Here is a 22,649-nt window from a genome sequence, read left to right on the forward strand (position 1 = left end):
CGCCGGTTCCGCTCGCGCTATCCCCCTCCCCCCACCTCGAAGGGATCAGCAGATGCACAGCACCACAGGCAGATCTGTCAGGAGCATGCCAGCAGTGGCGGCCGCTGTCGCCCTCGCCGCCGGCATGCTCGTCGCCGTCGCGCCCGCCGCCCACGCGGCCGTGGGCGCGAGCCTCCCCTTCACCTCGGTCGAGGCGGAGGCGGCGACCACCACCGGCACCAGGATCGGCCCGGACTACACCCAGGGAACCCTCGCCTCCGAGGCCTCCGGCCGCCAGGCCGTGCGCCTCACCTCCGGGCAGCGCGTCGAGTTCACCGCGCCCCAGGCGTCCAACGCCGTGAACGTCTCCTACAGCGTCCCCGACGGCCAGTCCGGCACCCTCAACGTGTACGTCAACGGGGTCAAGCTCGCGAAGACCCTGACCGTCACCTCCAAGTACTCCTACGTCGACACCGGCTGGATCGCCGGCGCCAAGCAGCACCACTTCTTCGACAACGCACGCCTGCTGCTCGGCCAGAACGTCCAGGCAGGCGACAAGGTGGCCTTCGAGTCCACCGGCACCCAGGTCACCGTCGACGTGGCCGACTTCGAGCAGGTGGCCGGGGCCGCCGCCCAGCCCGCCGGGTCGGTCTCCGTCACCTCCAAGGGCGCCGACCCCAGCGGCAACGGCGACTCCACCCAGGCCTTCCGGGACGCCATCGCGGCCGCCCAGGGCGGGACGGTGTGGATCCCGCCGGGCGACTACAAGCTCACGTCATCCCTGAGCGGCGTACAGAACGTCACCCTCCAGGGCGCCGGCAGCTGGTACTCGGTCGTGCACACCTCGCGCTTCATCGACCAGTCCAGCTCCTCCGGGAACGTCCACATCAACAACTTCGCGGTGATCGGCGAGGTCACCGAACGCGTCGACTCCAACCCGGACAACTTCGTCAACGGGTCACTGGGGCCGAACAGTTCGGTGTCCGGGATGTGGATCCAGCACCTCAAGTGCGGGTTCTGGCTGACCGGCAACAACGACAACCTGGTCGTCGAGAACAACCGCATCCTCGACACCACCGCCGACGGCCTCAACCTCAACGGCACCGCCCACGGCGTCCAGGTCCGGGGCAACTTCCTGCGCAACCAGGGCGACGACTCCCTGGCCATGTGGTCGCTGTACTCGCCGGACACCAACTCCAGCTTCACCAACAACACCATCTCCCAGCCGAACCTGGCCAACGGCATCGCGATCTACGGCGGCACCGACATCGCCGTGCGGAACAACCTGATCTCCGACACCAACGCGCTGGGCAGCGGTATCGCCATCTCCAACCAGAAGTTCGCGGACCCCTTCTCCCCGCTCGCCGGCACCATCACGGTCGACGGCAACACGCTCGTGCGCACGGGAGCGATCAACCCCAACTGGAACCACCCGATGGGCGCACTGCGCGTCGACTCCTACGACAGCGCCATCAACGCCACCGTCAACATCACCAACACCACGATCACCGACAGCCCGTACAGCGCCTTCGAGTTCGTCTCCGGCGGCGGGCAGGGATACCCGGTCCGGAACATCAACGTGACCGGCGCGACCGTGCGCAACACCGGGACGGTCGTGGTGCAGGCCGAGGCGCAGGGCGCCGCCACCTTCCGCAACGTCACCGCCACCGGCGTCGGCGCCGCCGGCGTCTACAACTGCCCCTACCCGGCGAACTCCGGCTCCTTCGCGCTCACCGACGGCGGCGGCAACTCCGGCTGGGCCGGCACCTGGTCGGACTGCTCCAGCTGGCCGCAGCCCGGCACCGGCAACCCCGACCCCGACCCGGCGCGCAACCTCGCCAAGGGCCGCCCGGCGACCGCCACCGGCTCGCAGGACGTGTACACGCCCGGCAAGGCGGTCGACGGTGACGCCAACAGCTACTGGGAGTCCGCCAACAACGCCTTCCCGCAGTCGCTGACCGTCGACCTCGGCTCCTCCTACGCGGCCCGCCGGCTGGCGCTGAAGCTGCCGCCGTCCTCGGCCTGGGGCGCGCGCACCCAGACCATCACCGTGCTGGGCAGCACCGACGGCTCGAACTACTCGACCGTCGTGGGTTCCGCCGGCTACCGGTTCGACCCGGCCACCGGCAACACCGTCACCGTGGCCCTGCCCGGCAGCACCAACCTGCGTTATCTGCGGCTGACCGTCACCGCCAACAACGCCTGGCCGGCCGCACAGTTCAGCGAGGTGGAGGCGTATCTGACGTCGTGACCTCCGCCGCCCCGGGAGTCCCGCGTTTCGCCGCCTGGATCTGCTCGTACACATGGGTGCGCAGTTCGGCGAAGCGTGGGGCGACCCGGGTGTGCAACTGGTCGCGCCGGTCCGGCAGATCGACCTTCAGCTGTTCCTGGACGACGGTCGGGGAGGCGGACAGGACGATCACCCGCTGGCCCAGATAGACCGCCTCGTCGATGTCGTGGGTGACGAACAGGATCGTGATCCCGCGCTCCCGCCACAGACCCCGGACCAGATCCTCCAGATCGGCCCGGGTCTGGGCGTCGACGGCGGCGAACGGCTCGTCCATCAGCAGGACCCGGGGTTCGTAGGCGAGGGCCCGCGCGATCGCGACCCGCTGCTGCATGCCGCCCGAGAGCTGCCAGGGGTAGGCGCCGGCGGCGTCCGCGAGGCCCACCGAGCGCAGCGCGTCACAGACCAGTTCCCTGCGTCGCTCCCGGGGCAACCGCTTCTGCTTGAGGGGGAGTTCGACGTTCTCGGCGACCCGCATCCAGGGGAACAGGCTGCGGCCGTACTCCTGGAAGACGAACGCCATCCCGGGCGGCGGCCCGGTCACCTGCCGTCCCTCCAGGAGGACTTCGCCGCCGGTCGGGGTGAGCAGGCCGCCCATGCACTTGAGCAGGGTGGTCTTGCCGCAGCCCGACGGGCCGACAAGACAGACGAGTTCGCCCGCCTCCACGGTGAAGGTGAGGTCCCGCACCGCCTCGACGCGGCGACCGGAACCGTCGTAGACCTTCTTCAGGCCGCGTACGTCGAGCATGGACCGCCCCTTCACGATGCTCACTTCAGGACCGCCGGGTTGTCGCGCGCAGCCCGTGGTACCAGCCGAGCACCCGGCGCTCGACCAGCTGGAAGACCACCGACAGCGCGAAGCCGAGCAGGCCCAGCACCAGGATCCCGGTCCACATGTCGGGGATCGCGAAGCTGCGCTGGAACTGCACGATGGTGAAGCCGAGCCCGTTGCTGGCCGCGGACATCTCGCTGATGACCATCAGGATGATCCCGATCGACAGCGCCTGCCGCAGGCCCGCGAAGATCTGCGGGCTCGCCGAACGCAGTACCAGCGTACGCAGCCGGGTCACGCCCGTGATGCCGTAGGAGCGGGCCGTCTCCGTCATCACCGGGTCGACCGCCCGTACGCCCTCGACCGTGTTGAGCAGGATCGGCCAGACGCAGCCGCTGACGATCACCACGATCTTCATGGCGTCGCCGATGCCCGCGAACAGCATGATGACGGGGACGAGGACGGGCGGCGGTACCGCCCGCAGGAATTCGAGGACCGGTTCACACACCGCCCGCACCCGCCGGTAGGAGCCGACGACCGTGCCCAGGGCCACGCCCACGACGGCCGCCGTCGCGTACCCGGCGAGCAGCCGCAGCACACTGCGCAGCAGGTCGTCACGGAGCCGCTGACCGGTCCAGACGTCCGGGAAGGTCTTCAGGATGGTGCGCAGCGGCGGCCAGTAGACGTTCGTACTGCCGTCGGAGGCCACCCACCACAGGGCGACCAGCACGACCGGCAGGGCCAGGACGTACACCGCTGCGAGCAGCAGCCGCCTCACACCGCCACCTCCCCGCGCACCGACTGGTGCCAGGCCAGCGCCCGCCGCTCCAGGGACCGGGCGCCCACGTTGATGAGCAGGCCCAGCAGGCCGGTGACCACGATCAGGGCGTACATGTCCGGCACCGCCTGCGAGGCCTGCGCGACGGCGATCTGCTGGCCCAGCCCCGGTGCGCCGATGACCAGTTCGGCGGTGATGGTGAGGATCAGCGCGACCGCGGCGGCCAGCCGGACGCCGGTCATGACGTACGGCAGCGCGGTCGGCCACAGCACATGGCGGATCCGGGCCCAGGTACCCAGTCCGTACGACCGCGCGGTCTCCTCGGCGACCGGATCGACGTCCTGGACGCCGTACATCACCTGGATCAGGACCTGCCAGAAGGAGGCGTAGACGACGAGCAGCAGGACCGAGCGGAGTTCGGTGCCGTAGAGCAGGATGGCGAGGGGGATCAGGGCGACCGAGGGGATCGGGCGGAGGAACTCGACCGTGGAGGCGGTGGCCTCGCGCAGATGCGGGACGACCGAGAGGACGACCCCCGCCACGATGCCGGCGCCGACCGCGACGGCCAGGCCCGCCGCCCAGCCCGTGAGGGTGTCGCCGAGCGCCGACCAGAAGGCCCCGTCGGCGAGTTCGGTGCCCAGGGCACGGGCGATCCGGCTGGTCGGCGGGAAGTAGTCCGCCTTGACCAGACCCAGCCGCGGCACCGCCTCGCCGAGGGCGAGGAAGGCCGCGAGCCCGGCTGCACCGAGTGCGGTGTTCAGCCCCTTCACCTCTTTCACGGCAGCAGCTTGTCCAGGTCGGGTGCCGTCTTGAAGAGGCCGTCCTGCTCGCTCAGCTTCTCCAGCGCGTCGATGGACGCACGGTTCGGGTCGGCCGGCCACTTCGGCAGGGTCACCGCGGCCAGCACGTCCGCGGGCGTCTTGGTGTAGGTGGTGACGATCTGCCGGACCTCGTCCGGGTGCGCGTCCGCGTAGGCCAGCGACTCGGCCGTGGCCTGCTGGAACCTCTTCACGACGTCCGGGTTCTGCTGCGCGTACGAGGTCGAGGTGAAGTACATGGCAACGGTGAGGTTCTTCGCCACGTCGACCATCGGCGAGGCGATCTCGGTGGCGCCCTGGAGCTTCATGGTGGCCAGCGCCGGCTCGACCGCCATCGCCGCGTCTATCTGTCCCTTGTCGAGAGCGGCCGGCATCTGGTCGAAGGCCAGCTCGACGAAGCTCACCTTGTCCGGGTCGCCGCCGTCTTTGCGCACCGACTCGCGGACCGCGGTCTCGTTGATGTTCTTCAGCGTGTTGACGGCGACCTTCTTGCCCTCCAGCTGCTTCGCCGAGGTGATGGCGCTGCCCTTCTTCACGACGAGCCCACCGAAGTCCTTGCCCGCCACGCCCGTCGAGGCCACGCCGTTCGCGATCGCCTGCACCGGCACGCTGTTGGACTGGGCGATCATCAGCGAGGTCATGTTGCTGAAGCCGAACTGGAACTGACCGCTCGTCACACCCGGCACGATGGCCGCGCCGCCCTGCGCGAGCGTCATCGACAGTTTCAGGCCGCGCTTGCCGTAGAAGCCCTTTTTCTGTCCGAGGTAGAGGGGGGCCACGTCGACGATGGGGATGATGCCCACCTTGACGGTGGTGGTGCCGCCCGACGAGGACGATGTGGACGACGAGCCCCCCAAGGAGCCGCAGGCCGCCGTGGTGAGCAGGATGGTGCCGGCCGCGAGACCGGCGAGCAGACGACGCATGGGCTCCTCCTGTGCAGACAACGGTGTTCCGACAGGGCGTGCGCTGTGCGCACAGTGGTGCTCGGATGGTGCTCAGCGGGAAGGTAGAACCGGCCGGACAACCCGGTCAATGGGTTCAGCTGACAAAATTGTTGACAGTTACTGAACCGCGCTCTCACCGTGTTCTCCGTGTCGAGCCGTCGAACCGCCGCGCGACGGCGGACCGCGACGGACCGTGACGGGACGTACCGGACCGGGAGGCGCCGATGTCGAGTGATGCCCGCGCACCGCATTTCGTGAGGTCCTTCGAGCGCGGCCTGGCCGTGATCCGCGCCTTCGACGCCGAACATCCGGCGCGCACGCTCAGCGAGGTGGCCCGCGCCTGCGACCTGCCCCGGGCCGCCGCCCGCCGCCTGCTGCTCACCCTCGTCGACCTGGGCTACGTCCACTCGGACGGCCGCCGGTTCCGCCTCACCCCGCGCGTCCTGGAACTCGGCTACGCCTACCTCTCCGGCCTCGACCTGCCGCGCCTCGCCCAGCCGCATCTGGAGCAACTCACCGTGCTGGTGGGGGAGTCGGCGTCACTCTGCGTCCTGGACGCAGACGCGGTGGTGCATGTCGCCGCGGTGCCGGCCCGGCGGGTGATGGCGGCGACCGTCGCGGTGGGTGCGAGGTATCCGGCCCACCGGACGGCGGCGGGGGCGGTGCTGCTCGCCCACCCGCCCGAGCCCTGCTCACCCGGCCTGCCCGAAGCGGAGTCGATACGCCGTCAGGGATTCGCCCTGCTCGAAGACGACCTGGAGGTCGGCGTCAGAACCCTGGCCGCCCCGGTGCGGGACCAGAGCGGCCAGGTGGTGGCCGGGGTGGCCCTGGCGGTCCACTCCGGCCGGATGTCCGCCGCCGCGGTCCGCCGCGACCTGCTGTCGCCTCTGCTCGTGGCGGCGACGCGGATCGAGGCGGACCTGCGGATCACAGATCGAGCACCAGGCGCTTGCCTCGGCACCGCGACACACAGATGAGCATGGTCTCCCCGGCCGCCCGCTCCTCCTCGCCGAGCACCGAGTCCCGGTGGTCCGGGGTGCCTTCGAGGACATCGGTCTCACACGTCCCGCAGGTGCCCTCCGTGCAGGAGTAGAGCACCTCCACCCCGGCGGCCCGGACGGTGTCGAGCACGGAGACTCCGGGTGCGACGGTGAGGGTACGACCGCTGCGCCCGAGGACCACCTCGAACTCCGCCTCCATGCCCCCTTGTCGGGCCTTCGGCTGAAAGCGCTCCACCCGCAGCACGCCCGCCGGGCAGCGCTCCTCCACCGCGTCCAGCAGCGGCCCCGGACCGCAGCAGTACACCAGGGTGCCGTCCGGGACGTCGTCCAGCACCGGGCCGAGGTCCAGCAGCCCGGTCGCGTCCTGCGGGGCGACGGTGACCCGCTCCCCGCCGTACCGCGCCAACTCGCCGGTGAACGCCATGGACCGCCGGGTCCGGCCGCCGTACAGCAGCGTCCACTCGGCGCCCGCGGCCTGGGCGGCGGCCAGCATCGGCAGGATCGGGGTGATGCCGATGCCGCCCGCGACGAACCGGTAGCGCGGGGCCGGCTCCAGCCGGAAGTGGTTGCGCGGGCCGCGTACCCGCACCTTGTCGCCGACGCCCAACTGCTCGTGCACGTAGGCCGATCCGCCCCGCCCCGCGGGCTCCCGCAGCACGGCCACACGCCAGCCCGCACGGTCCCCGGGATCCCCGCACAGCGAGAACTGCCGCTCCAGCCCAGGGCCGAGCACGACATCTATGTGCGCCCCCGGCTCCCACTCCGGAAGGACCTCGCCGAGAGGATGCCGAAGGGTGAGGGCGAGGACCCCGTCGGCCGCCGGCACCCTCTCGCCGACGACCAGTTCGGCTTCGTACAGGCTCATGTGGTGCGCTCCGGGGGCTGGTGTCCTTCGGGGTGGCCGAGCATCCACTCCCACATCTCGACCGGGTCCTGCGCGGTGTGCTCGGCTCCGCAGTGACAGGTGCCGTGCAGCACGTCGGTGCCCGGCAGCCAGTCGACGCGGTAGATCTCACCGGCCGGCGTGCTCACAGGACCTTCTCCACGGGCTTGTCGCCCTCCTCGACCAGCCGGGCGAGGATACGGCGGGCGGCGAGGCCGCCGGTGTCGATGTTGATGCTCAGCTCCTGGTAGCCGGCGCGTTCCGAACCCAGCGTCCGCTGGAGGAGGTTGAGGGCGTCGACGTCCTGCATGACGACCGTGTGGTTGTTGCTCCGCAGGAAGTCGGTGACCTCGGCGTCGTCCGTCGCCCAGTCCCGGGAGACCATCCAGAAGTCGTACACCTTGCCGTCCGAGGAGGGGGTGATCGCGTAGGTGATCTCCGTGTGGAAACCGTTCGGGTCGCTGCCGTCGGCCTCCGGCCCCACACCGACCGGCGCGATCCGGCTGTGCAGCAGATACAGACAGGGCGCGTGGTACTCGATGTCCTGCCAGCGGGTGATCCGGCCCTCGATCCCGGTGGAACGGGCGTAGAACGGCGGGCACTCGGCGTCGTCCATGTGCCGGCTGACCCGCACGATCCCGGCGCCCTCGTCGACCTCCGTGGTGATCGGCGTCTCGGCGACCTCCGGGGTGCCTATGTAGCCGCCGTGCAGATAGGTCTCGTGGGAGAGATCGAGGAGGTTGTCGACGAGGAGGCCGTAGTCGGCGTCGATGGGCTCCATGCCCCGTACGGTCGTCCAGCCGGGGGCGTCGAGGTGCCGGGCCCGCGGGATGGTGTCCGCGTCGGCGAGCCCGGGGTCGCCGATCCACACCCACACCAGGGAGTCCTGCTCGACCACCGGGTAGGAGGCGACCCGGGCGGTGCGCGGGATGCGTTTCTGCCCCGGCACGTACACGCATGCGCCGGTCCGGTCGTAGGTGAACCCGTGGTACCCGCAGACGATCCGGTCACCGTCGAGACCGCTCTGCGACAGCGGGTAACGCCGGTGCACGCATCGGTCGTTGAGGGCGACCGGGGTGCCGTCCTCCTCAGTGCGGTAGAACACGAGCGGTTCCCCGAGAACCGTCCGCCCGAGCAACTCCCGGCCGACCTCGTGACTGTAGGCGGCGACGTACCACTGGTTCCTGGCGAAAGTGGTCATGTGCGGCATCGTTGCGGCTCCCGTCTGTCTGCTGTGGTGGCATCGTCCGGAAGGGCACCGCTGTGCCGCAATACCTCTTCCGTCTCACGGAAGGGGCTGGGGAAACTACCTGTTCAGGGCAGGTGCTCGCTTGTCGGGAGGGAAATCAGGAGCGCGCCGGGCCGGCCACCTCGCTGACCGTTTCCGGCGATGTTTCGTGCCCAGCCCCGCGCTTCCGCTTCGCGCGATATGTCGTCATTGAACATTTTGTATCGATTACTGCGCCGCAAACTGTCCGTACAGGAGCAGAAGTTGCATCGTCGCAGATCAGGTGTGTTCGTTGGCGCGTGAGAGGGCGTCGGGGTCGAATCCGGGTCGAATCTGCCATCCTTTCGGCTCTCCGGTGCGTTTTCGCAGGTCGGACTGGTGGTGCGAAGGCTTGGGGGCAGGAATCGCAAGGAGGTTGTTGGATTGAAGGACGCAGAGAGACGGCTGTCGACCGGCTGTTCGCCCCCCGATGACACCCACGGGACGCCGCTTCCGGCTTGCGGAAACGGGGCTGTTGCCGGGTGCTGACTCGGCCCACACGCGGCTCGATTGGGCTTCGGACGGTGTGGTCAGGACGGTCCCTGGTCTGGCTTTCCGACCCCAGCCCTATGTCGGGGGTGGGAAGTCGGCGGGGAGAAATACGTCGTGGAGCAGATCAGTGGACTCGCCATCCGTCGGCCGTGGCTTCGAGTCCCACCCGCCCTACGATGCAGGCGTCTGACCTGCCGGCATCGTCCCGTCGGGCTTTGGATTCGGCACTCTGGCCAACAGATTGAATCCGCTGCTCGCCACTTATGAGGCTGGAGTTTCTGTGTGGCTGTGGCCTGGGGGGAAGCGACAGCTGCCGGTCATCACGTCGCCGTCATCGGCGGTGACCTGCTGGTCGACGGTGTGTACTCCCTCGACGAGCCTGCCGCAGCGGGAGGGTGACGGTCCGGCCGACCCGGCTCAGGGTCGGCTTGCCGGGCCGGGGAGTCGGCTTGAGGCATACGGCCAATCGTCGGCGCCGATCGGCCGGTCGAAGACGAGGACCATCCCTGCGGGCGCGGGGAGCAGGGCGAGGATCCGGCGGCTGCGGCCGCGCGAGAGGGACCATCCCCGCGGGTGCGGGGAGCAGGATCACGTCGGTATCTATTCGGCGGGGGCAAGGGACCGTTCCCGCGGGCGCGGGGAGCAGGGGTCGCCAATGTCCCACGGCGAGGCTTCCCCGGGACCATCCCTGCGGGGGCGGGGAGCATCGTCGTTACAGAGCCGCGTGCTTTAGTGCCGGCGCCAAATCCGCGTCAGCCAGGCCCACGCACCCCTGAGGATGCTGGTTCGCCATCGCCTCCAACCTCACCGGGTTGTTCCGTAGCGCCTCAGTTGCCTCGGCATGCGATGTCGCGTTGACCAGGTAGGACTTTTCGGAGCCAGCCGGTGCCGGGTACGGCTCCGAGGTCACCTCGGCCATGGCAGCGATCTTCTTTTCCGGTGCTGCGAAGTAGATCCACAACCGGACGCCGGCTTTCATCTCCTTGAGCTTTCGGCCCAGCCACCATTGCCCCGGCCCGGTCTCCTCGCCAGCCAGCTTCGACACCTGCGCGGGGGTCGGTGGCCCCCCGTCGACAGTGTCCAGTTTCGGATCCAGGACGTACAGCCACTCCGGCCCGCCCCGGGGATGCGGTAGATCGCGCGGCCCCCGACCCCGGGCTTCCGTTCCAGGACGTTCTCCCGGTTCAGGTCTCGCAGTAGCGACCGCGCACCCTTGTTCGCGCCGGTGGAGTTCAACTCGGCTGCACCGACGTGTGATGGTGTCGCTCACCGGTTCGGAAATGCGGCCGATCACCCGGAACGTGTTCGGCGGTATCCCTCGGACATGACGGACGTGGAGTGGGCCGTGGTCCGGCCGCTGGTCCCGGTGCCGGGCTGGATGCGCGGCCGGGGAGGGCAGCCGGAGGTGTACTGCCACCGGGCGATCCTCGATGCGGTCCGCTACCTCGTCGACAATGGCATCAAGTGGCGGGCGATGCCGGTGGACTTCCCGCCGTGGGACCGGGTCTACGCGTTTTTCCGCCGCCGGCGTGACCGCGCCCTGGCCAGAGAGTGCTGCTCCGGGAAGCCGGCTGCCGCGCTTTTACCAGCGGGTTCGGCAGCCGCTTGGCCCTTCCTTCACCACGGTCCTACGGCGCCTCCCCGCCTGCGACCGGAACCGGTGAACCTCGCGTACTGGGCGGCCGGGCCATTCTGCAGGCCGATGCAGTTGTCGAGGCGTCAGTTGTGTGCCGTGGCCGCCCTGCGACTGCACCGCTGGTTGGGCTGATGTTCGGTATCACGGAGTGACATACACAAAGGCATTGCCGTATCCATGTAGTGTTCATCTGGAGTTCTCTTTCATTTCGATGTGTGCTGCCATTTCCCGCCCGACGTAATGGCGGAGTGTGGACATCGTGACGGGGGTCACACAGATTCTCCATAGGCCTTGTCGGTCAAATCCCTGGATTTGCGCATCGGTTGATCTGGACGAGCTATTGCCCTCCCTTTACCTTCGACTGGCGATGTCTTGATCGTTTTGTAGATCAAAAGTCCGGGGGAGGGCTGGGGGATGACGGTTCCCAAACGGGGCCGCGCCGCTGCATGCGCAGTGAGCGCCGTTGCAGGTCTGACGTTGCTGGGCGGGATGGTGCCGGGCTTCACGGGGACGGCGGTCGCCGCTCCCAGGGCGCAGCAGGAAGCGGCCCAGGGAGCGGCGACGGCGAAGGACACGGAGAGCGCCGCTTTCGGTCAGGCCGCACGTTCGGGAAAGAAGGTGGAGATCGCCTCGCTGCGTGGTGAAACCAGCGAGACGTACGCCCTGCCGAACGGCAATTTCGAGGCCGTGGAACATCTGCGTCCGGTGCGGGCGCGGGTGGATGGCGGGTGGAAGGCGATCGACACCGCGCTGGAGAAACGCGCGGACGGCAGCGTCGCGCCCAAGGCGGCGACGGTGGGTATCGCCTTCTCCGGCGGCGGGAAGAAGCAGCCGCTGATCACGCTGGAGCGGGCGGGCCGGAAGCTGTCCCTGTTCTGGCCGACGGCGCTCCCGGAGCCGGTGATCGACGGTGACACGGCGACCTATCCGTCGGTGCTGGGGGACGTGGACCTTCAGGTGAAGGCGAGCGTCGACGGCGCTTCGGAGGTGCTGGTCGTCAAGACGCCCGAAGCGGCGGCGAATCCGAAGCTGGCCGAGCTGCGGCTGGCGATGGACGCCGACGGCATGGACGTACGCACCACGCCGGACGGCGGCCTCGCGGCGGTCGACACGGGCGCCGGCGGGCCGGTCTTCGAGGCCGCGCGGCCGATGATGTGGGACTCCAGCAAGGGCGCGTCGACCGCAGCGGCACGCACGGCAGCCGGGAAGGCGGCCGAAGCCGCCGATCCGTCGCACGGGCCCGGCGAGTCCGCGAAGGTCGCGCCCATCGGCGTGAGCGTCCCCTCGGGTGATGACGCGCTGGTGCTGACGCCGGACCAGAAACTGCTGAAGAACGCCACGTTCCCGGTCTATATCGACCCGCAGTGGTACACGCCGAAGGCGAGCAGCTGGACCTTCGCCTCCCGCTACTGGGCCTCGTCCCCGCAGTGGAAGTTCAACGGCAACTCCGACTCGGGCATGGGCTACTGCGCGGGTGACACGCGCTGCGCGCCCGAGGACGTCAAGCGGATCTTCTACACGATCCCGACCTCGCGCTTCGCGGGCAAGACCGTCCTGTCGGCGGAGTTCGTGGTCAACGAGACACACTCCTACAGCTGTACCAAGACCGATGTGCAGTTGTGGCGCACCAAGGGGATCAACTCCTCGACGACGTGGAACACGCAGAACGCCGACGGCTTCTGGGTCGACCTGCAGAAGACGCTGAGCGAGGCGAAGGGCTGGAGCAGTGAGTGCCCGGGCGGCAGTGTGGAGTTCTGGGCGCTGCGTGCGGTGCAGCAGGCGGCGGCCAACGGCTGGTCGACCACGACGTTCGGCCTGAAGGCCAGGGACGAGAACGACGTGCTGTCGTGGAAGCGGTTCTCCGACGACGCGTGGCTGCGGGTGCAGTACAACCGTCCGCCGACGCAGATCCGCACGTCGCAGCTGACGCAGGACCCCGGCGGCGCCTGCTCCGCGACCGCCAAGCGGGTCCGCATCCTGCCCACGATCCGGGCGAACGACGTGACGGACCCGGACGGCGACAGCATCGCCGTGCAGTTCCAGGCGTCCTGGGACACCGGTGACGGCAAGGGCTTCACGGCACGCTGGACCTCGGCCCGGACGACCTACAAGAAGTCGGGTTCCGACTTCTCGATCTCGCTTCCGACGAGCATCCCGAAGAACAAGTACGTCGGCTGGCATGTGCGCTCCTACGACAGCGCGCAATGGTCGCCGTGGAGCTATTCGGGTGCGGCGCCCGACTGCCTCATGGTCTACGACACGAGCGTGCCCGCCGGTCCCTCGATCGCCTCCACCCAGTACCCGGCCTCGGACCCCGAGGACCCGAACGACCCGTGGCTGGACGGGGTGGGCCGGTACGGCGCCTTCACCATCGACTCCTCGTCCACGGATGTGGCCAAGTACTGGTTCGGCATCAACGGCGACCCGACCAGCGCGCACACGCTGACCACTTCTGGCGGCGCCGCGCAGACGACGAAGTTCATGCCGACGAAGTCCGGCGTCAACTTCCTCACGGCGCAGGCCTTCGACACCGCGGGCAACGGCAGTGAGATCCGCACCTATCAGTTCCGGGTCAACGCGGGCCAGCCCGACCGGCTGAACATGAAGCTCAACGAGGCGGCCGGCTCGGCCACGGCCAGCGGTACGGGCGGGGAGTGGCCCGCCCAGCTGAACGGCGCGACGCCGGGCGGGGAAGGCGTCCTGGGCCACGGTCTGCACTTCGACGGCACGGACGACTACGCCGCCACCACCTCCCCGGTCCTCAACACGCGCAAGAGCTTCTCCGTGTCGACCTGGGCCAGGCTGCCCGCCACCCAGCCCGGCACCTCGGTCGTGGCTCTCTCGCAGGCCGGAGCCAACACCAGCGGCTTCGAGATCTACTACTCCCCCGTGCTGGGGGGCTGGCAGTTCCTGCGGCACAGCGTCGACGCCTCGTCTCCGGCCATCTCGCGCGCCTCGCAGCCCGCCTGTCCGACCGGCGACACCGCCTGTGCCGCCGCACGGCTGGGCACCTGGACCCACCTGGTCGGCGTCTTCGACAACACGAAGCAGGAGCTGAGGCTGTACGTCGACGGCGCGCTGGTCGGCAGTGCGGCGTTCACCACCCCGTGGGACTCCCGCGGCCGTACTCTCCTCGGCGCCGCCCAGCACTACGGCACCCTGAGCAACTACTTCACCGGTGATCTGGACGAGGCCCAGCTCTTCGACTACCAGCTCACCGACGCACAGATCGGCCGCCTGTACGCCAAGCAGCCGGTGAACACCAACCGTCCGGCGAAGGTGGTCTGGCCGCTGGACGAGGAAGCCACAGCGACCGCGGCCGTCGGCCGGTCGCAGGAGGTGACGGCGACCGTCAACGGTGGAACGGTGCTGGGTTCCGCGGGCGTCGACGGTACGGCGGCCACGTTCGACGGCGTCGACGACGGTGTGATCACCTCGCAGCCGGTGCTGGACACTTATCAGAGCTTCGCGGTCTCCGCCTGGGCCAGGCTGCCCAAGGACAAGGAGAGCCGGGCGATGACGGCGGTGACCCAAGGAAGCGCCAGTGTCCCAGGTTTCGAACTGGTCCACTCCTCGGCACTCGGCGGCTGGGCCTTCCTGCGCGCCGGTTCCGACTCGACCAGCGCCACGCTGGTGCGGGCCCGGCAGAACGCCTGCGATCCGAACGTGAACTGCGCGGCCGCCCGACTCGGGGAGTGGACCCATGTCGTGGGCGTCTACGACTACGACGTCGGTGAGATCCGGCTCTACGTCGACGGGGTACTGAAAGACACACAGCCCTTCACCACCCCCTGGCTCGCCACCGGCCCGGTCACCCTGGGCTACAAGGCGACGGGCGGACCCCAGGCCTTCATGAAGGGCGACCTGGACGATGTCCGGCTGTTCGACCGGACGCTGTCCGGGGACGAGGTCAAGGAGCTGAACAAGGCCCGTCCGGTCGTCCAGGGCCGCTGGAAACTGGACTCCGGCTCCGGCACACCACTGACTTCCGCGGACGACTCCTCGGGCAAGCGGGCACTGACGCTGGGCGGCAACGCCTCGATCGACGTTTCCGGCAACTCCAACTACGTGGGCCCCGGTGGGCTGCTGCTGGACGGCAACGGCGACTACGCCGCCACGGCCACCTCGCCCGTCTCCACCGGGACCAGCTTCACCGCCGCCGCGTGGGTGAGCACGGCTGCCCGGCCGGACCATCCGGTGACGGTGTTCTCGCAGGCGGGCTCGGTCAACAGCGGCTTCGCGGTGCGGTACGTACCCAGTGCGACCGACCCGGCGAACGCCGGCCGATGGCAGCTGGCGATGCCGGGCTCCGACGTCAAGGGAGCGACGGTGGCGACGGCCGAGCATCCCAACTTCATGAACAACACGAGCTGGAACCATCTGGCGGTGGTCTACGACGCCTTCGCCGATCAGATGCGGCTGTATGTCGACGGCAACCTGGAGCAGGTCGTCTGCGCCGACAGTGACGACGACGGGAGTCCGGATGTCGCGGGCTGCACCGACTCGGTGTCCTGGAACTCCAACGTCCTGCCGTTCAACGCCACCGCCGGCCTCCAGCTCGGCCGTGGCAGGACGGACGGCACGTGGGGCGAGTACTGGCCCGGCGTGATCGACGACGTGTGGACCCTCCAGGGCGTGGCCTCGGAAGAGCAGATCGACCGGCTGGCCAACGGTACGGACCTGGCCACGGTCCCCGGCCCGTAACAGCCGGCACGACCGATGCGGGGGGCGGACCCAACGGCCCGCTCCCCGCGCACGGGTGGCATTAGTACCCGCGCTCCACGCGAGGGCGGGTCGATTCGCGGGCGGCCACGGTTCCGATGGGGCCGCCGGGTCGCTGTGGCGTCGGAATCAACCAGCGGGTGAATGGGGGAAACACATGATCTTGGATAGATGGGGACGGGCGAGAGCGCGGCGCAGAGTCGCCGTGACGGTGTCCGCGGTGCTGGTCGGAACACTGCTGCAGGGGGCGTTCACGCTGTCGTCGGCGCAGGCGGACGACATGCCGAAGGTCCCGGCCTCGGAGAAGGCGCTGTCCGGCCACACGGTGAAGTCGCTGCCGCGGGGGACGGACGGGCAGCGCAAGGTGCCGCCCGTGGCGCCGCGGCACACGTGGCCGAAGGCCGGGTCGGCAACGGTGACCCTGCGACCGGGCGAGAAGGCGGTCACGCGGCGCGCGGGAACGCTGCCGGTGTCGCTGACGGCGCCCGCGGCGAAGAAGGCGCCGACGGCGTTGAAGGGTGCCGCGACCGTACGCGTGCTGGACGCGAAGGCCGCCCGGAAGGCCGGTGTCGAGGGCCTGCTGTTCTCCGTGCGGCGCGGGACCGGTGCCCAGGGCACCAAGGTCGGCGTCAGCGTCGACCACTCCGCCTTCGCGCAGGCGTACGGCGGTGCCTACGCCGCCCGCCTGAAGCTGGTACGGCTGCCCGCCTGCGCCGCGACGACCCCGCAGCGCGCCGAGTGCCGCACGCAGCAGCCGGTCGACGCCCGTAACGACGGGACCAAGCTGTCCGGTGACGTCAGCATCGCGGGCGCCGAGCCGATGATGCTGGCGGCGACCACAGCCGCCGCCGGCGGTGCCTCCAGCGACCACGGCGACTACACCGCCAGCCAGTTGTCCCCCTCCGCGACCTGGTCGACGAGCCTGAACTCGGGGAGCTTCTCCTGGTCGTACGACATGCCCGTGCCGGGCGTGCCCGGCAAGTTCGCGCCCAGCGTGGGCCTGTCCTACTCCTCCGGGGGCGTCGACGGCCGTACGTCCTCGACCAACAACCAGTCCTCCTGGGCGGGCGACGGCTTCAACCTGTGGCCCGGCTCCATCGAGCGCAGCTACAAGGGCTGTGCCGACGACGACGTGAAGAACGCCGACGGCAACAAGCCCGGCGACCTGTGCTGGGCGTACGACAACGCCACCATCTCGTTCAACGGGCGTGCCGGAGAGCTGATCCCGACCGGTACCGACACCTTCAGGATCAAGGGCGACGACGGCACCAAGATCCAGCGCGTCTACGGCACCACCACCGACGTCCGCTCCAACGGCGCCCGCAACGACGAGTACTGGAAGGTCACCACGACCGACGGCACCCAGTACTTCTTCGGCTACAACCGCCTGCCCGGCTGGGCATCGGGCAAGGACACCACCGACTCCACCTGGACGACCCCCGTCTACGGCGACGACGCGGACGAGCCCTGCCACGCCGCCACCTTCGCCGACTCCTGGTGCCGGCAGGCCTACCGCTGGAACCTCGACTACGCCGTCGACGTCCACGGCAACGCGATCGCCTACTACTACAAGAAGGAATCCAACTACTACGCCCGGAACCTCACGGTCGCCGACGAGACGGCCTACGACCGCGGCGGCTATCTGGACCGGATCGAGTACGGCCTGCGCAAGGACACCGTCTACTCGGCCAAGGCCCTCGCCAAGGTCTCCTTCACCTCGGCCGAGCGCTGCCTGCCGCAGACCGGTGTGACCTGCGACGCCTCGACCATCGACGACAAGAAGTTCTACTGGTACGACACGCCCTGGGACCTGAACTGCAAGTCCGGGGAGGACTGCACCAAATCCGCCTCCCCGAGCTTCTGGACCCGTAAGCGCCTGACCGATGTCACCACACAAGTGCTGAAGTCGGACGGCACGTACGCCCCGGTCGACACCTGGGCGCTGGGCCACCGCTGGGGCATGGCGGACATCGACTACCAGCTGCTGCTCGACTCGATCCAGCACACCGGCAGGTCGGCCACCCCCGAGATCACCCTCCCCAAGGTGACCTTCGGATACCACCAGGACGCCAACCGCCTCGACATCCCCGGTGACAACACCGCGCCGTTCATCAAGGAGCGCCTCTCCGCCGTCGCCGACGAGTCCGGCGGCCAGATCGACGTCAACTACTCCGCGGCGGCCTGCGACGCGGGCAACCTGCCGACCCCGCAGACCAACACCACCCGCTGCTACCCGGTCTACTTCACCAAGTCCGGCGACGCCGACCCGAGCCTGCAGTGGTTCAACAAGTACGTGGTGGAGTCGGTCACCGAGACCGACCGCACCAACTCCTCGCCGGACATGGTCACCCGCTACGACTACCTCGACGGCGCGGCCTGGCACTACGCCGACGATGACGGCCTGACCAAGGAGAAGTACAAGACCTGGTCGCAGTGGCGCGGCTACGGCCATGTACGAGAACGCACCGGCGGCCAGGACCCGGTCGGCATGAAGTCGCAGACCGACCACTACTTCCTGCGCGGCATGGACGGCGACCGGGCGGCCCCGTCCGGCGGCACCAAGTCCGCCAGTGTCTCCGACGACAACGGCGGCACCATCACCGACCACGACTCCGCAGCCGGCTTCGAGTACAAGACCGAGGACTACAGCGGCCCCGGCGGCCGGGTGCTCGAGAAAACCGTCAGCACACCCTGGCACCACCAGACGGCCAGCCGGGTCCGGGTGTGGGGCACCACCACCGCAAACCTGACCGGCACCGCCTCCGTCCGGACCTGGACCTCGCTCGACGACGGCGTGGGCGACAAGTGGCGGCAGACCTACCAGACCAACACCTACGAGGACACCGCCGGCCGTGTCACACAGCTCGAGGACTTCGGTAGCACCGGCACCGCGGCCGACGACCAGTGCACCCGCACCACCTACGTCGACAACATCGCCGACTGGATACTGACCAAGCCCTCGCGGGTGGAGACCGTGGCGGTCAAGTGCGATGCCACCCCGGACCGCAGCAAGGACGTTCTGTCCGACATCCGCACCGCCTACGACGGCCAGGCGTACAACGCCGCCCCCACCAGGGGCGACCCCACGCGCATCGCGAGCCTGCAGTCGCACAACGGCACCACCGCGACCTACCTGGAGTCCGGCGTCACCTACGACACCACCTACGGTCGCCAGCTCACCAGCACCGACATCACCGGCACGGTCACCGCGACCCAGACCGGCACCCCGACGCGCACCGGCCGCAGTGACGGCCGGACGACGACCACGGCGTACAACCCGGCCACCGGCTTCCCGACCACGGTCACCGTCACCACCCCGCCGGCCACCCCGGGCACCGCCTCCACCGCCCAGACCAGCACGACCACGTACGACACGTTGCGCGGAATGCCCGTGACCGTGCTGGACACGAACAACAAGCGCACCGACAGGACCTACGACGCGCTCGGCCGCGGCCTCAAGATCTGGCTGCCCGACCGCTCCAAAGCCAACAACCAGACCCCGAACTACGAGTTCGACTACACCATCACCGACGGCAAGCCGGTGGCGGTGGCCACCAAGACGCTGAAGAACGACGGCGGGCAGCGTACCTCGTACACCTTGTACGACGGCTTTCTGCGGTCTCGTCAGACCCAGACCCCCGGCCCGTCCGGCGGCATGCTGGTCAACGACGTCTTCTACGACGAACGCGGCCTGACGGCCAAGGTCTTCGCGCCGTACTACAACACCAAGGCACCCTCCACCGAGCTGCTCAAGCTTGACGACGCCCTTGCGGTGGAGACCCAGACCTGGAACACCTACGACGGCCTCGCCCGCGTCACCAAGTCCCAGCAGGTGGCCGGCAACGGCGACGGCGGCACGGTGCTCGCCACCACCAGCACCAGCTACGGCGGCGACCGCACCACCGTCACCCCGCCGGCCGGCGGCACCCCGAGCACCACCATCACCGACGTCCGCGGCCACACCACCGACCTGCTGCAGTACGACGCCGCGACGCCGACCGGCACCCCGTCCACAACCCACTACGACTACGATCCCGCCGGGCGGCTGGCCGCGGTCACCGACCCCGTCGGCAACCAGTGGGCGTACAGCTACGACCAGCGGGGCAACAAGAACTGGTCGAAGGACCCCGACAAGGGCGAGAGCACCTACACCTACGACGACCGCAATCAACTGATCACCAGCACCGACGACCGCGTGCCGAAGCAGACCATCACCCACGTCTACGACGGCCTGGGCCGTGAGCTGGAGACCCACGACGGCTCCGCCACCGGCCCGCTGCTGACCAAGCGCGTCTGGGACCCGGCCGGCTACGAGGGCCAGCCGGCCTCCGCCACCCGCTACGTCGACGGCGCGAGCGGCAGCGCGTACACCACCACCTACAACATCTACGACACGCTCTACCGCCCCAACCGCGTGACCACCACGATCCCGGCGTCCGAGGGCGCCCTGGCCGGGGCCTACCAGTCGAACATCAAGTACAACCCCGACGGCACCGTCCAGTCGAGCAGCTACCCGGCGGCGGGCAGCCTTGCCTCCGACGTCCTCACCCCGACGTACGACGAGATCCTGCGCCCGGTGACGCTCTCCGGCACGGGCGGCGTCACGTACATCACCGGTACCGCCTACAGCTACACCGGCAAGCCACTGCAGTTCACCTATCAGAGCGGTGGCAAGAAGACCCAGGTCACCAACACCTACCAGTGGGGCACCCAGCGCCTGGACAACACGCGGGTCGACCGTGAGGGCGTGCCCGGCGTCGACAAGTCGTCCACCTTCGGCTACGACCAGGCCGGCAACATCACGTCGATCAGCGACGTGTCGCGCGACGGCACCGACAACCAGTGCTTCCGCTACGACCACCTCGGCCGCCTCACCGAGGCCTGGGCCCAGGGCGCCACCGGCTGCTCGGCCATCGCCGGATCGCTGCTCGGCGGACCCGCCCCCTACTGGCAGTCGTACACCTACGACGCCACCGGCAACCGCCGCACCGAGACGCTCCACGACTCCACCGGCGACGCCGCCAAGGACGTCAAGCGCACCTACGACTACCCCGCTCCCAAGTCCCCGCGGCCGCACGGCCTGACCCAGGTCACCACCACCGGGTTCAACGGCACGGGGATCGACAACTACACGTACGACACGGTCGGCAACACGCACACCCGCACCATCGGCGGTGACAAGCAGACCCTCGACTGGGATGCCGAGGGGCACCTCGCCAAGGTCACCGAGGGGGCCAAGACCACCTCCTATGTCTACGACGCCGACGGCAACCGCCTGATCCGCCGCACCGACGCCGACACAACGCTCTACCTCGGCTCCACCGAGATCACCCTCGCCAAGGGCGCCACCACCGCCAAGGCCACCCGTTACTACGACCTCGGCGGCGGCAACCAGGCGATCCGCACCGACGACGGCAAGCTGTCGTTCCTCGTCGGCGACCACCACGGCACCTCCGAGCTCGCTGTCAACGCCACCGACCTGTCCATGCAGCAGCGCCGCTCGACCCCCTTCGGCGCCGCCCGCGGCCAGGCACCGGCCTCATGGCCCGGCCAGAAGGGTTTCATCGGGGGCACCGACGACAGTACGACCGGGCTGACCCACCTCGGAGCCCGCGAGTACGACCTCGCGACCGGCCGTTTCATCAGCGTCGACCCGGTCATGGACTCGACCGACCCGCAGCAGATGAACGGCTACAGCTACACGGAGAACAACCCGGTCACCTACAGCGACCCGACGGGCCGCACGAAGTGCGACGCCAACCCCGAACTGTGCGGCCACAAGGACAACAGCTGCGACTCGGCGTGCGTGAAGAAGAACATCGAGAAGGTCAACAAGGCCAACAAGGAGACCGAGGAGTACTTCAGGAAGAAGCGGCAGAAGGAGGCGCAGAAGCTCTACAACTACTTCTTCAAGCCGTCGAAGTGCTTCGGCAATCCGGTCCTGCCGCTCCCGAAGTACGACACCTGCTACACGCAAGCGGAGATCGACTCCGACAAGCAGCTCCTGAAGACCGTCATGTCCGCCTTCGGTGACATGACGATGCTCGAACCCTGGTACCAATGTGCCTTCAACCACAACCAGGACAAGTGCGACACCCTCGGCATGGCCATGTCCTCGGCGGACGCCGGCGGTATCGCCCGGGGCGCCACCAGATTCATCGGCGCGATGGCCAAGGCCGGGCGGATTCTGTGCAGCTTCACCCCCTCGACCCGCGTGCTCATGAAGGACGGGCGCACCAAACAGATCGGGAAGATCAAGCCCGGCGACAAAGTGGAGGCGGCAGATCCGAAGACGGGCAAGCGCCAAGGTGCACGCACGGTCACCGCTCAGGGCAGCCATCGCGACACGGACCTGGTCGACCTGAGGATCCGTGACAAGCAGGGCCGTACGGTCACCATCCCCACCACTTTCAAGCACCCGTTCTGGGACGCCACGGCACACGCGTGGATCCAAGCCGGCGAGCTCACCGCGGGCCACGACCTCAGCACCGCCGATGACGGCCATGTCCGCCTGGTCGGCGTGCGCCACCGGGCCGGCGCGGGCGACATGTACAACCTCACCGTCGAGGAACTCCACACGTACTATGTGCTCGCCGGTTCCACGCCGGTCCTGGTGCACAACTGTGATCTCGCCCTTGGGTGGCGAACCATGGGAACCGCGGAGTGGGACGAGGCGAATAACTACACCCACATGATCAACAACCCGGATGACGGCTGGAAGTTCCCCGTGGAGCGAATGATCGGCGACCCCAACGTCACTCTCCGCGTCAACTTGACGGGATGGGAAACAGATTTCGAGGGCGCGGCGAGGAACGGTCTCGAGGGAGGCAAGGCCACAGAGCTTGAGATGAGCTGGATCGCCAGGGCGGTTGCCAATGGTCAGCGTTCATGGGATTCCGTGCACTTCTACGAAGTGGGTCCGGGTGGAAAGTCCGTCCCGGTGGCCCGTCCCGCTGAGCCTGACTGGTCCACGTTCGGCAAACTCGATCCGGTCAGAAGTCCGTTCACCATGTGCAAGTGCGAAGGTTCGGTTCCCTGGGATGAATAGCAAGAGGCTGCCAGAAGATTCA

General features: G+C 68.8%; 13 protein-coding genes. 5 read left to right on the top strand and 8 right to left on the bottom strand.

From position 1 onward, the window contains the following. Positions 1–52 precede the first annotated feature (52 nt). Complete coding sequence (locus AB0D59_RS32810) at positions 53–2,230, top strand: discoidin domain-containing protein (protein ID WP_362573285.1); 2,178 nt, start codon at positions 53–55, stop codon at positions 2,228–2,230. Here the strand turns inward: AB0D59_RS32810 and AB0D59_RS32815 are convergent. From AB0D59_RS32815 to AB0D59_RS32830, 4 genes are read right to left on the bottom strand one after another with little or no spacing between them, the layout of a single operon-like run. After that, a complete protein-coding gene (locus AB0D59_RS32815) occupies positions 2,199–3,014 on the bottom strand; it encodes an ABC transporter ATP-binding protein (RefSeq protein WP_362573288.1) in 816 nt (271 codons plus the stop codon). The two genes, AB0D59_RS32810 and AB0D59_RS32815, sit on opposite strands and share 32 nt — an antisense overlap. Before the next feature lie 25 nt (positions 3,015–3,039). Then, positions 3,040–3,816 (bottom strand): ABC transporter permease, encoded by a 777-nt coding sequence (locus tag AB0D59_RS32820; protein WP_362573290.1) that lies wholly within the window; start codon positions 3,814–3,816, stop codon positions 3,040–3,042. Continuing rightward, positions 3,813–4,586, bottom strand: coding sequence for an ABC transporter permease (locus tag AB0D59_RS32825; protein ID WP_362573457.1), 774 nt, complete (start codon positions 4,584–4,586; stop codon positions 3,813–3,815). Before AB0D59_RS32825 ends, AB0D59_RS32820 begins: the two co-directional genes overlap by 4 nt. A gap of 5 nt (positions 4,587–4,591) precedes the next feature. Further along, positions 4,592–5,557, bottom strand: a complete 966-nt coding sequence (locus tag AB0D59_RS32830) for an ABC transporter substrate-binding protein (RefSeq protein WP_362573293.1) — start codon at positions 5,555–5,557, stop codon at positions 4,592–4,594. 245 nt (positions 5,558–5,802) lie between these two features. Here AB0D59_RS32830 and AB0D59_RS32835 point away from each other — a divergent pair, with 245 nt between their 5' ends. Next, positions 5,803–6,555: an IclR family transcriptional regulator C-terminal domain-containing protein gene (locus AB0D59_RS32835; protein WP_362573296.1), complete on the top strand. Its 753-nt coding sequence runs from the start codon at positions 5,803–5,805 to the stop codon at positions 6,553–6,555. Here the strand turns inward: AB0D59_RS32835 and AB0D59_RS32840 are convergent. The 4 genes from AB0D59_RS32840 to AB0D59_RS32855 all read right to left on the bottom strand — a co-directional run bounded on the left by AB0D59_RS32840 (position 6,506) and on the right by AB0D59_RS32855 (position 10,266). After that, a complete protein-coding gene (locus AB0D59_RS32840) occupies positions 6,506–7,444 on the bottom strand; it encodes a PDR/VanB family oxidoreductase (RefSeq protein ID WP_362573299.1) in 939 nt (312 codons plus the stop codon). The genes AB0D59_RS32835 and AB0D59_RS32840 overlap by 50 nt on opposite strands. After that, positions 7,441–7,611, bottom strand: a complete 171-nt coding sequence (locus AB0D59_RS32845; protein ID WP_362573302.1) for a hypothetical protein — start codon at positions 7,609–7,611, stop codon at positions 7,441–7,443. The genes AB0D59_RS32840 and AB0D59_RS32845 overlap by 4 nt, the downstream gene beginning before the upstream one ends. Beyond that, entirely contained in the window at positions 7,608–8,672 is a 1,065-nt protein-coding gene (locus tag AB0D59_RS32850) for an aromatic ring-hydroxylating dioxygenase subunit alpha (RefSeq protein ID WP_362573305.1), read from the bottom strand. Before AB0D59_RS32850 ends, AB0D59_RS32845 begins: the two co-directional genes overlap by 4 nt. Before the next feature lie 1,261 nt (positions 8,673–9,933). Further along, complete coding sequence (locus tag AB0D59_RS32855) at positions 9,934–10,266, bottom strand: hypothetical protein (protein WP_362573307.1); 333 nt, start codon at positions 10,264–10,266, stop codon at positions 9,934–9,936. A 279-nt stretch (positions 10,267–10,545) separates the two neighbouring features. Between AB0D59_RS32855 and AB0D59_RS32860 the strand changes: the two genes are divergently transcribed. From AB0D59_RS32860 to AB0D59_RS32870, 3 genes are all read left to right on the top strand, one after another. Further along, a complete protein-coding gene (locus AB0D59_RS32860) occupies positions 10,546–10,989 on the top strand; it encodes a transposase (RefSeq protein ID WP_362573309.1) in 444 nt (147 codons plus the stop codon). Between the two features lie 321 nt (positions 10,990–11,310). Then, positions 11,311–15,561 (top strand): LamG-like jellyroll fold domain-containing protein, encoded by a 4,251-nt coding sequence (locus AB0D59_RS32865; protein WP_362573312.1) that lies wholly within the window; start codon positions 11,311–11,313, stop codon positions 15,559–15,561. A gap of 238 nt (positions 15,562–15,799) precedes the next feature. Further along, on the top strand, positions 15,800–22,627 hold the full coding sequence (locus AB0D59_RS32870) for a polymorphic toxin-type HINT domain-containing protein (RefSeq protein WP_362573314.1): 6,828 nt from the start codon (positions 15,800–15,802) through the stop codon (positions 22,625–22,627). The last annotated feature ends 22 nt before the right edge of the window (positions 22,628–22,649 follow it).

It is taken from the genome of Streptomyces sp. NPDC048417, assembly GCF_040651615.1.
Classification (GTDB): Bacteria; Actinomycetota; Actinomycetes; order Streptomycetales; family Streptomycetaceae; genus Streptomyces.